Below are 10,977 nucleotides of genomic sequence, written 5' to 3' on the forward strand. Positions count from 1 at the left end.
AGGGTGTGGATGTCGCGGAACAAGCGTTCGAACGGGTACTCCAGGCGAATGGCCGAAGCGCCTGCCACCGCGTGGACGAGCCGCACTGCCTCCGCGCACGATTCGGCGGCGAAGTTGACAGCAAGCTGCAATCGGATTTTCGCGTCCCAGGAGAGCAGCTCGCCGCCGGCCTTGGTCTCCTCGTAAGCCTCGCGGGCGGCAGCGTGCAGGGTGTCCCGACTGGCATTGACCTTGCCGGCTGCCCGCCCGACGGCATGCTGCGCGACCGCTTGATCACGCAAGGCCGTAGCGCTGAATGCGGGCGTCTTGACCTTGACTAGATCAACGATCGCGTCGACCGCCGCTGCGGCGATGCCAATCGACACCGTTGTTTCCCCCAGCACCGCGCTCAACGGCCACATTCGATAGAGGGGGCCCTCGAACCCCGGCGCAGGGGCTTGCAACGGCCCCATCCGCATCGCACGCCGGTCGGGTACGAACACGTCGGCAACGCCGATGTCCGCCGAGCCCGTTCCCCGCATGCCCAGGGTGTGCCAAGTATCGAAGATTTCGGCCTCTTCGCGGGGAATGAAGAAGCCGTAAGCAATCGGGTCCCCGGAGTCCGGATCCACGACCGGCTCTCCGCCTTGTGTTTCGAGAGCCGACAACCAGAACCAGCGGGCGTTGTGGCAACCACTGGCGTAAGGTCCACGGGACGTAACCTGCCACCCGCCGTCGACTCGGCGTGCTGAGCCGGGCGGGAAAAATGGACCGGCGATCGTCGTGGGCCCGTCGCCTAGCAGCTCCTGCGCTCCGTCCTCGGGCAACCAGGCTGCAGCGCACGCAAAGCCCTGGTTCATCACCAGGTTCCAGGCCGCTGCGGCGTCGATGCGGGCTACGGCCTCCCAGACGCGCATGGCCTCGCTCGGAGGCAGCTCGAAACCGCCGTAGGCCCGCGGCGCGAGCATTGCGAAGAGGCCCGCGTCGTACATCGAATCGAACACAACCTGTGGGAGTTTGCGCTCGGCGTCGGCCTTTGGCGCGTTGGCCTCGAGCACCGGGCGGAGACGCTCGACGCGGTCGAGAAGGTGTGCGCTCATGGAGCCTTCCATCTGTGTTGCGGTGATCTTCATCTGATGTGCGGTCATGTTCCCCTCCGGGTGTCTGAGCGTGGCGTGTGGCGGCTGCGAGCTGGGTGCTGAACGGTCGCGATCGAATCCGTCCTGGGACGGTTGCTACGCCTTCCGCCTCGTACGGCCCACTGCGTGTGGCACAGACCATGAGAGCAAAAGGGGGCAGCGTCCTCCATGAACTCGAGCTGAACTGCTGACGCCGAAATAATCCCAATCGAATGAATATGTTATGCCTCTTCTGACCCGGCATGCGGCTTTCTCCCGGAGCTGAACCGGCCGGGCTATGGGATTACTATTGCGGTATGGTCAGCGCGACATCTGAAATGCCACGGGGCGCCACGCTGCGCTTTGGTCCGTTCGAGTTTGACCCGGCCGGCGCCGAGCTGCGCAAAGCCGGGCGCAGGGTGGAGGTGCAGGAGATGCCCTTGAGGGTCCTGGCGATGCTGCTCGAGCGGCCGGGCGAGGTCGTCATGCGCGAGCAGATCTTCACGCGGCTCTGGCCCGATGATCTCTACGGCATCCTTGATGACCACCTCAACACCGCGATCCGAAAGCTGCGTCTCGCGCTTGGCGATTCCGCGCGCAGGCCACGCTATATCGAAACCGTTCCGCGCCGCGGGTACCGTTTCACCGCCCCTGTGGAGCCCGCGCAGGCGGCATCCCCACCGGCTGCCGCGCCCTCGGGGGAAAGCGGCCACGAGAGGCACTCGATGGGGTGCAGCCTGCGCGGGCTCTCGCAGCTGTTCGTGGGGCGCGAGCGCGAAATGGAGGAGCTGCGCGCCGCGCTGGATACCTGCCTGGGCGGGCGTGACCAGCTGGTGCTCGTCGCCGGCGAAGCCGGCATCGGCAAGACCCGGATCGCCGAACGCCTTGCCGAAGAGGCATCGCTGCGCGGGCTCACGGTGCTGTGGGGCCGCAGTCTTGAGGAGCGGGCCGGCCCGCCCTACTGGCCCTGGGTGCAGATACTGCGGGCACTCATCGGCGTCAGTGATGCCGAGCGGGTGCGCGAGGAGATGGGCCCCGGCGCCGCCGACATTGCGACCATCGTGCCCGAGCTTGCCAGACAGCTGGGCGTGCAGCCGGCCGAAGCACTTGATTACGCCGAGGAGAATCGCTTCCGGCTGTTTGATTCGATCGCGCGCTACCTACAGCATGTCAGCCGGCGAACACCCCTTGTGCTCGTGCTCGACAACCTGCATTGGGCGGGACCGCCTTCACTGCTGCTGCTCGCGTTTCTGGCGCAAAACCTCACCGACAGTCCAGTACTCTTTCTCGGGACCTACCGCGGGGCGGAAGTCACGCGCCAGCATCCGCTGTTCGACATCCTTGGGGTGCTGAATCGGGAATCGCTCTTTAGCCGGCTCGAGCTGCAGGGACTCGGCCGCGACGAGGTTGCAGCATTCTTCGAGGCAGTCACCGGCGCGCGAGCGCCCGGCGAACTGACCGACGCGATCCATCGGCACACCGAGGGCAATCCGTTCTTCGCCGCCGAGCTGGTGAGGCTGCTCATTACCGAGGGCGTCGTGAAGCCCGGCCAGGCAACCATTCAGGCGCCGCAGGGCCAGCCACTGGTGATCGCGATCCCGCAAGGCATTCGCGAGCTGCTGGGCAAGCGTCTCAATCACCTGTCAGCGACTTGCAACAGAGTATTGAGCGAAGCGGCGGTGATCGGCCGCGAGTTCTCACCGCGCGTGCTGCGCAGACTCCTTCACGACATCGACGACGAGACCCTGCACCGTGCGCTGGAAGAGGCGGAGAACAATGGCGTGATCACGCAGGACAGCGCCGGGTTGTGCTTCCGATTCAGTCATGCGCTCATACGCGAAACGCTGTACGACGAGCTCAGCGCCTCGCGTTGCGCCCGAATTCATGCACGCATCGGCGCCATCATCGAGCAACAGCACCATTCCGTCCGCGAACCCCACCTGGTGCAGCTCGCCTACCACTTCTCCAAGGCAGCCACCGCAGGTCATGGGGCCAAGGCGCTTGAGTACAACCTGCGTGCTGCCGTCAAGGCGGAGTGGATGCTCGCCCATGAGGAGGCCGCGGGCTATTACCAGGCGGCGCTTGAGATGGTCGAGCTTGCTGAAGCCGACGATGAACGACAATGGTGCACCGTGACGCTGGCGGTCGCGCGCTCGCTCAGCAAGGCAGGCCACATTGGCGAGGCACTGGACTGGATCGGCCGTGCGGCGGCTCTGGCACGCCGGATCGGTCATGTCGAGGGCCTCATCGAAGCCTGCCGCATTCTCGAATACATCACCTCGAAGGTGGGCGTGAGTGGCTCCGGGGCCGTGCAACTGGTGGAAGAAACGCTGAGCCTGCTCTCAAGGGAAGACAGCGCGCTCCGTGTCGAGTTGCTCAGCGCACTCGCCGTAGTGGTGGTCAACGACGGCCAGGTGCAGCGGGGCCAGGCGACGGCCGCCGAGGGCATCGCCATGGCGCGGCGTGTCGGGAACGAAAGGGCGCTGGCCATGGCATTGCGCGCATGGCTCTACGCGCGCTACCCGGGCGACGAGCTCGACGTGCGTCTTGCGGCGGCGCGCGAGGTGATCGTGCTGGCGGAGGCGCTGCGCGACTCCCAGCTCGAGTGCGACGGGCATGATCTGTGCTCCTTCTATCTAATGGAGAAGGGAGACATCGCTGCTGCGGACGCGCATCGGGCAAGATCCCGCGAGCTTGGCGAGGGCGCCCGCCGGCCATTCGATGCGCACAAGCACCTGGTCTATCGGGCCATGCGCGCGATCCTTGAGGGGCGTTACCTGGAAGGCGAGCGGCTCGCGGTGCAGGCGCTTGAGCGCGGCAGGCGGATTTGGCGCGATGCCGCCGAGGGCATCTTCGGCGTGCAGATGTTCGTCATTCGACGCGATCAGGGGCGCCTCGGTGAGCTCAGCCTCGCCGTGCGCAGCATTTCACGGGAACAGCCGGCCGATGCCGTCTGGCAGCCGGGGCTCGCACTCATCTATGTCGAGCTCGGTATGACGGAGGAGGCCCGCGCTGCGCTGGAGCGACTCGTGCGGGATGATTTCGCTGCGGTGCCGCGGGATGCGCTCTGGCCCGCTTGTCTGGCCTTCCTGGCCGAGGTGGCGGTGGAGCTCGGTGAGCAGGGCCATGCGGTAACCATCTACGATCAGCTTCAGCCCTATCGAGCCCGCGTGCTGTTTGCCGGTGCCAGCGTGGCCTGTCTCGGCGCGGGTGCGCATTATCTTGGCTTGCTGGCGCACTGCCTCGGGCAGCGGCGGGACGCGGTAGCCCATTTCGAAGCGGCAATGGCGCTCAACGAGCGCATGGGCGCCTGGCCTTGGCTGGCCCGGACCCGGGAAGCCTATGGGCGGTTGTTGCTCGAGGGCGGCCCGGGAAATGCGATCAGGGCGCGCCCGCCGCTGCAGCGCGCCCTGGCCACTGCGTGTGAACTCGGCATGAGCGGCCTGGAGGCGCGCATCCGGCAGCGCCTTACCGCAAGCCGCTGAGCAGCACCCATTGTGCCGGGGTCGCCGTCAGGCTCCCACGCCGCGCCATCGGTTCTGCTTTCTCAAGCGCTCGCCACACTCCCGGGCCCGATCCGGTCCACCTCCACGACCACGTCGGCCGGCAATCCCGCCCTTCTGGCGGCTTCGCGGATCGCTTCCGCGCTGTGTGCTTCATAGAGGCAATAGGTCTTCTTCTTGTCTGCGCTCAGAAAAGAATACAGCCAGTTGACGCCGACCTCGTCGTTGACCTCGGTAACTGCCCGGACGGCCTCGTCACTCACCTCGATCTGCTCGGCGAACTGGCGTTCGATCAGGAAAAGCGGCATGGCGACCTCCGCTTGTTGGAGACGGGCAGCAGTCAAGGGGCTCGGAGATAGCGTCCGCCATTGATAACTATAGGCGGGGAATGGCCCGTTTCCAGTCTCGGGGGCCGACGACGCGTTCGCTAAGCGGCTTCGCCGGCGCACACGGGACTTGGTCATGTGTCCCTGCCCTGTGGGGAGTAGGGGTTACCTCCGCCCCGGCATGCTCGTGGCGATGGTCCCCTGGAGAACCCTCCCGATCGGGCCCTGGGCATCGAACAAGGTGGTCTCCACCAGTCCCATGCCGTTGGTTTCCATGTGGCTGTGCGCCTCCAGGCCGAGCCATTTGCCGATGGGCGGGCGGTGCAGGTACAGCGTGACGTCGGCGTTGATGCAGCCCCGATTACGGCCGAGGTTGAGCTGACCCACGCCGTTACCAAAGTCGCACAACGTTGCGGCCATGACACTGGGGCTGGTTTGCGCGCCGTGAACTAACGGCAGGGGTAGGCGCATCCATACGCAGCCATAGCCATCGCCCTGGACACCGTCGAGCACGACCGCCTGCGCTGTGGTGTGAAAACCCTCCGGAGTGTACCGCGATCCCCAGCCCGACGCCTCTGACAGGCTGTTCGCGGTCTCATCGACGGGCGGCTGTAGACCATTGCCTTGAAATCGCCCGCGCGACGGAACATCCACCAAGGCCTGTTCCAGGTAAAGGGCAGAAGCGTGGCTGACCTCTGTGTCATCGGCTAGCAGTCGGGCTTCCAGGAGCTGCAGGCGCCGGCCAGGACGAATGGTACGGGTGGCGACGGTCAGAGGTTGTTGCGGGACCGGCCGGAGCAAATCGACGGTCAACCGCGCGAGCCGCAGATCTGTGGGGCCCAGGGCGTTTTGCATCGCGTGGGCCATCAGCCCCACCACCGGGCCGCCATGTAGATACTCAAGGCTCCAAGGCCCAAGGCTCCGGTTTGTGGGGATATAGCGATCCTGGTCACACAGGAAAAGCGCATCGGACATGGCCGTCAATTCCATTGTGTTGTTGAGTCGGTCGGTAAGACAGCAGTGGCAATGGTGGAGCGTTGTTCAACCATCCGGGCGAGATGCTGTACAGTACACTGGCATCGGGCCAGCAATTCTAAATTATGGCGCTGAAACCAGAGCCTCACGGGTGTCGGCGTGCAGCAGATAATGGTGCATTACGCTTGCGCTAACTGACTACGCCCTTCGATCGGACCCGGTGCCATGGCATGGCTTGACACGGTACCCGTAGGGCGGATTAGCGTAGCGTAATCCGCCGTCGATGACATGCAGTGAGCGGTTCTCACTCGCTGGCGAGCCGAGGACGCGCACCGAGCGCACACCATAATGACTTGGAGCCCCCATTCGCCCGTCGCTACCATGCCAGTCGGGGTCGTGAAAGGCCGCGACGCCTGTTGGGCCTCGGCGATCAACGCCTGGGTGCAGAGTGCCGCCGGGCGGCGGCAAGCGTGATGGTTCGGGGCCGCGGCATGGGGGGTCCCAATGTTTGAGCTCCAGCACCTAGACCCCGACGCGTATCGGCGGCAAACGCGCAAGAGTAGTCTGATCGTCATTGTGATCTTCGCCGTGGTGGCGATGGCGCTCGCTTCCCTCTCGGTCGCCGTGTTCGGCGAGCCCGGCGGCAACAATTTCCGATGGAACCTGGGCGGTGTGCTGGCGGGTGTGGTGGTGACAGTCGCGCTCGTTCGATTCAAGCTATGGCATCAGCCCTGGATGGCGTCAGCGGTGTACGGTTGGCAGCTGAAGCGCCACCTGATGCGAATCACCAACGTTCAGCACCAAGTGGAGGCGCGGGTGGCGGCGGGTGATCGAGACGCCATGAAGCTGCTTCGGTTCTACCACCTTGGTCTGGAGCACATGCACCGCCTGGAAGGCAACCTCACCGCACTCCATGAGTTGTTGCTGGAAAGTGAGGCGCTAAAGCGGAAGTTGGTCGAGCATGGCATCTCCACCGATCAGACCCGGCTTGACCCGGCATGGCTGGAATCGGTGAAACGCGCCTGCTCCCACTGATGTAACCCACAATGGGGCGGATCCGCATTTCGTTAATTCGCCAACGCCGCTCCCGCCGGGGGTGCCCACTACACTCCCGGCGGATTCCCTGGCATTGCCCACCCTGACCTGCCGTCAACCCTGATCCGCTAAACGGTCGTCGCGCAGCTTCCCGCATCATGTCGGCGCGAAGGAGAAGGATTTCAATCGCTCCTTAATCTCCACCTCGCCTTCGCTTCTGCAGGCTTTACGCACCGCCTGAGTCAACTTGCCCAACATACACCGCCCAGTGGTCACGTCTATTAAGACTTTCCGGAACGGGACTACCGGTTTTCCCCAATTTGGGGCTGCAGTGGTTGACGCAAGGCGGCAGCGCGCGAGGCCGTTGCCTCGTAATTGAGCACTGGGTACTCGCCATACGGTGGGTGCCCGCGTTACGGCGGTTACAGGACACTAGCCACGCATCAGCCGGCGATTCAGGGCCCAGACTGACAAGGGTGCAAACACCGCGGTAATAGCACATGCCCAGGCCAGGGACCACAACGTCGGCTCGAGCACGGGGCCGCCGACCAGCAAGCCCCGCGAGGCATCTGCAAGGTTGGAGACCGGGTTGACGTTGACGACGCCTTGTAGCCACTGCGGCATGGTGTCCACCGGGACGAAGACGTTGCTGACGAACGTGACCGGGAACAGGGCGGTAAAGCCGAACAGCTGCACGTGCTCCGGATCCCGGGCGATGACACCCACCAGAACCATGATCCAGGACACCGCCAACGCCAGGGTCAGGACCAGGGCGGCCATGGCGAGCAGGCCCGTGACCGATGTACCGAGACGGAAACCGAGCAAGAACCCGACGGCGAGCAGCAGCAGGATCGACCAAGCCTGCTTCACCAGGTCCGCCACGATTCTGCCGGCCAAAGGCGCCCAACGGGCGATTGGCAGTGCGCGAAACCGGTCGAACACGCCCTTGGTCAGGTCAGTGTTCAGGCCGTGGCCAACGTAGACGGTGACGAACACCATGTTCATGACGATGACGCCCGGGAGGATGAAGCGCAGGTATTCCCCAGTGGAGCCGGCGATGGCCCCGCCGAATACGTACAGAAAAAGCAACAGGAAGAGGATCGGCTGAATGCTGAAATCGCCCAGCTGCCAAGGATTGTGGCGAATCTGCAGCAGCGAACGCCACGCCAGCGTCCTGGTCTGCTGCAGCCCGTCCATCATTCGCCCGGTCAGGATGTCGGTCCCTGGTCTGTCGCGGTGCTGCGTCATGATGCCTTCCTGTTTTAATTAGCTGGCCTGGTCATCTGGCTCCACATGGCGCCCGGTAATGGAGAGAAACACATCGTCGAGGCTGGCGCTGCGCAGCATGAGTTCGTCGACGGTCAACCCGGTCTGATCCAGGCGCCGCACCACGGCAGGGACCAGTGCAGGGTCGCTCGCCGGCGTGGTCAGCCGCAGTCCGTCGATCGTCGGTCGGGTGCCGGTGAGTTCGAGGAGGATCTCGGTAAGCGCCCGGATATTGCTCGCCTCGCGGGCCCGTACCACCAGTGATCGAGCGCCAACCCGGGCTTTGAGTTGTTCTGGGGTGCCAGCGGCGATGACCTGGCCACGGTCGATGACCACGATTGCGTCTGCCAGATTGTCCGCCTCGTCCAGGTACTGGGTAGTCAGCAGCACGGTGGTCCCCTGTGAAACGAGGCGACGGATGAGGCTCCAGAGCTCCAGGCGGGCCCGCGGATCCAGCCCGGTCGTGGGCTCATCGAGAAACAGCATGCTCGGACGCCCCACGAGGCTGGCGGCTAGATCGAGGCGGCGGCGCATACCGCCGGAATAGTCCTTGGCGGCCCGTCCGGCCGCATCTGTCAGCCCGAACTCCGCCAGCAGCGCGTTGGCGCGCAGTCGTGCCTCGACGCGGGATTGGCCAAGGAGACGCGCGATTAATACCAGGTTTTCCCGGCCAGTGAGCTTGTCGTCTACGGATGCATATTGCCCGGTCAGTCCCACCAGCTGGCGGACCTGGTGGGGCTGCTTTTCCACGTCGTAGCCGCCCACGGTGGCATGCCCGGCGTCGGGGCGCAGCAGTGTGGCGAGGATCCGCACGATCGTGGTCTTGCCGGCTCCGTTGGGGCCGAGAAGGCCGAGTATGCTGCCGGAGCGGACATCGAGATCCACCCCGTCCAGCGCCCGGGTCACGCCGAAGGCCTTGACCAAGCCTCGTGCCTGGATTGCGTCGCTCACACTCGCTGCCCTATGTAGAGGCGATTCATGGAGAAGATTCCGGGGGAGAAGCCGTGCGATTTCAGCGGAAGGACTCCGCGATTGTCAATCGCGCTCCATGGGCGGCTGAGGCAACAGGCCGGTTGCCGTGCGGTGTGGCCCCGTGGCCGGTCCTCCTGGGTCAGGGTACGCCGTGCGGCGCGCGGGCGGGGGCGCGACGAAAAACCGCCAGCCCTCACGGAGGACTGGCGGTTCTTGCGCGACTCACCCTGCCCGGGCGGGTAGCCCGGGTTGGGGTACGGGCGATTTACTTGGCGCTGCCGGCGGCCTTGGAGGCAGCCTGCACGTTCTGCTGGGTCAGCTTCTGGGCTTCGTCAGCGAACTGGCGGTTCAGTGCGACTACCTTCTCGGCATCACCCTTGACGCGCTCGCCGAGTTCCTTGGCGACGTCCTGCTGGCTCTGGATGTAGCCCTGTACGTCCTGGGGCGCCTTGATCTCAAGCGCCTTGCGGAGCTGCTGGAGGCTCACGTCGGTATAGGCCTTGGTGGCCTCCCCCTGCGCGTTCACCAGGGCTTCCACGTGGCTGATGGTCAGCTCGGCGAAAGCGCGCGCCGGGCCGCCAAAGAAGGTTTCGAACTGCTCATTGATCTGATTTACGGTCTGGTTCGTCATGGCAACACCTTGTTGGGTTGTGAAGTAAGACAAGGATGAAGCCCTTCTCCAACCTTGTTGCGATGCATCATACCGAAGAAAATTGTGCGATGCAACATTTTTGTTCCCCGATCACGACATTCTGGCCCGGTACCTACGGCGAAGCGATTGGCTTGAACAAATGGGGGCGTTTATGCTTGCCGTGATTGCAGACGAGACAGATACCGGGAGAGACATGGCCGCATTCGGCAAGATACTGGTCGCGAATCGAGGGGAGATCGCCATTCGGGTGATGCGCGCCGCCAACGAGCTCGGCAAGCGCACCGTCGCGATCTATGCCGAGCAGGACAAGCTGGGCCTGCACCGCTTCAAGGCGGATGAGGCCTATCAGGTGGGTGCGGGGCTCGGCCCGGTGGCGGCGTATCTGTCGGTGGAGGAGGTCATTCGCGTCGCCCGTATGGCGGGGGCGGATGCCGTCCATCCCGGCTACGGCCTCCTTTCGGAGAATCCCGCGCTTGTGGACGCTTGCGCCGCGTCTGGCATTGCCTTCATCGGCCCGAAGGCCGAGACCATGCGTGCGCTCGGCGACAAGGTGAGCGCACGGCGCGTGGCGCTCGATGTTGGAGTGCCGGTGATCCCCGCCTCCGAGCTGCTGGGCGACGACATGGATGAGGTGCGCCGCTGGGCCGAAGAGATCGGCTATCCCCTCATGCTCAAGGCTTCCTGGGGCGGTGGAGGGCGCGGCATGCGGTCCATTTCCGGGCCCGAGGAGCTTGAGGCCAAGGTGCGCGAGGGCCGCCGCGAGGCCGAGGCGGCGTTCGGCAGTGGCGAGGGTTACCTGGAAAAGATGATCGAGCGCGCGCGCCATGTCGAGGTGCAGGTTCTCGGCGACATGTACGGCAACGCCTACCACCTGTTCGAGCGCGACTGTACGGTTCAGCGGCGCAATCAGAAGGTTGTGGAGCGCGCTCCGGCGCCCTATCTGACCGGGGCGCAGCGGGCCGAGGTCTGCGAGCTGGGTCTGAGAATCGCGCGGCACGTGGGCTACCAGAATGCCGGCACGGTCGAGTTCCTGCTCGATGAACAGAAGAACTTCTACCTGCTTGAAGTCAACACGCGCGTGCAGGTCGAGCACCCGGTGACCGAGGCGATCACCGGCGTCGACATCGTCCGCGCCCAGCTTCGCGTCGCCG

At 64.8% G+C, this 10,977-nt stretch carries 9 protein-coding genes; 3 read left to right on the forward strand and 6 right to left on the reverse strand.

The genetic code is table 11. The features are described 5' to 3' along the window. Positions 1-1,127 (reverse strand): acyl-CoA dehydrogenase family protein (locus QZT63_RS09740; RefSeq protein ID WP_290650731.1); only part of this gene is annotated, 1,127 nt, incomplete at its 3' end. A gap of 308 nt (positions 1,128-1,435) precedes the next feature. On the opposite strand from QZT63_RS09740, the gene QZT63_RS09745 reads away from it, so the two are divergent. Then, a complete protein-coding gene (locus QZT63_RS09745; protein WP_290650733.1) occupies positions 1,436-4,582 on the forward strand; it encodes a BREX system ATP-binding domain-containing protein in 3,147 nt (1,048 codons plus the stop codon). 62 nt (positions 4,583-4,644) lie between these two features. On the opposite strand, the gene QZT63_RS09750 is transcribed toward QZT63_RS09745, so the two are convergent. Together QZT63_RS09750 and QZT63_RS09755 are read right to left on the reverse strand one after the other, a co-directional pair. After that, positions 4,645-4,908 carry a DUF4242 domain-containing protein gene (locus tag QZT63_RS09750; RefSeq protein ID WP_290650735.1) on the reverse strand — a complete coding sequence of 88 codons (264 nt, stop codon included), beginning with the start codon at positions 4,906-4,908 and terminating at the stop codon, positions 4,645-4,647. A 183-nt stretch (positions 4,909-5,091) separates the two neighbouring features. Continuing rightward, positions 5,092-5,901, reverse strand: coding sequence for a thioesterase family protein (locus tag QZT63_RS09755; RefSeq protein ID WP_290650736.1), 810 nt, complete (start codon positions 5,899-5,901; stop codon positions 5,092-5,094). Positions 5,902-6,405: 504 nt separating this feature from the next. On the opposite strand from QZT63_RS09755, the gene QZT63_RS09760 reads away from it, so the two are divergent. After that, positions 6,406-6,936 (forward strand): DUF3087 domain-containing protein, encoded by a 531-nt coding sequence (locus QZT63_RS09760; protein ID WP_290650738.1) that lies wholly within the window; start codon positions 6,406-6,408, stop codon positions 6,934-6,936. 432 nt (positions 6,937-7,368) lie between these two features. Here QZT63_RS09760 and QZT63_RS09765 read toward each other — a convergent pair whose 3' ends face one another. The 3 genes from QZT63_RS09765 to QZT63_RS09775 form a co-directional block, all read right to left on the reverse strand. Then, the gene (locus QZT63_RS09765; protein WP_290650746.1) at positions 7,369-8,133 is read right to left on the reverse strand and encodes an ABC transporter permease; all 765 of its coding nucleotides are present in this window, start codon (positions 8,131-8,133) and stop codon (positions 7,369-7,371) included. A 69-nt stretch (positions 8,134-8,202) separates the two neighbouring features. Then, positions 8,203-9,153 (reverse strand): ATP-binding cassette domain-containing protein, encoded by a 951-nt coding sequence (locus QZT63_RS09770; RefSeq protein WP_290650740.1) that lies wholly within the window; start codon positions 9,151-9,153, stop codon positions 8,203-8,205. Between the two features lie 286 nt (positions 9,154-9,439). Beyond that, a complete protein-coding gene (locus tag QZT63_RS09775; RefSeq protein ID WP_290650742.1) occupies positions 9,440-9,805 on the reverse strand; it encodes a phasin family protein in 366 nt (121 codons plus the stop codon). Positions 9,806-10,019: 214 nt separating this feature from the next. Between QZT63_RS09775 and QZT63_RS09780 the strand changes: the two genes are divergently transcribed. Continuing rightward, on the forward strand, positions 10,020-10,977 hold a 958-nt coding region (locus tag QZT63_RS09780), incomplete at its 3' end, for a biotin carboxylase N-terminal domain-containing protein (protein ID WP_290650744.1).

The organism is Aquisalimonas sp., assembly GCF_007120195.1.
GTDB lineage: Bacteria > Pseudomonadota > Gammaproteobacteria > Nitrococcales > Aquisalimonadaceae > Aquisalimonas.

Bases quoted from the DNA above. Each gene is read 5' to 3' on its own strand.
- QZT63_RS09745 (WP_290650733.1), top strand. From the start codon at position 1,436: ATGCCACGGGGCGCCACGCTGCGCTTTGGTCCGTTCGAGTTTGACCCG.
- QZT63_RS09750 (WP_290650735.1), bottom strand. From the start codon at position 4,908: ATGCCGCTTTTCCTGATCGAACGCCAGTTCGCCGAGCAGATCGAGGTG.
- QZT63_RS09755 (WP_290650736.1), bottom strand. From the start codon at position 5,901: ATGTCCGATGCGCTTTTCCTGTGTGACCAGGATCGCTATATCCCCACA.
- QZT63_RS09760 (WP_290650738.1), top strand. From the start codon at position 6,406: ATGTTTGAGCTCCAGCACCTAGACCCCGACGCGTATCGGCGGCAAACG.
- QZT63_RS09765 (WP_290650746.1), bottom strand. From the start codon at position 8,133: ATGGACGGGCTGCAGCAGACCAGGACGCTGGCGTGGCGTTCGCTGCTG.
- QZT63_RS09775 (WP_290650742.1), bottom strand. From the start codon at position 9,805: ATGACGAACCAGACCGTAAATCAGATCAATGAGCAGTTCGAAACCTTC.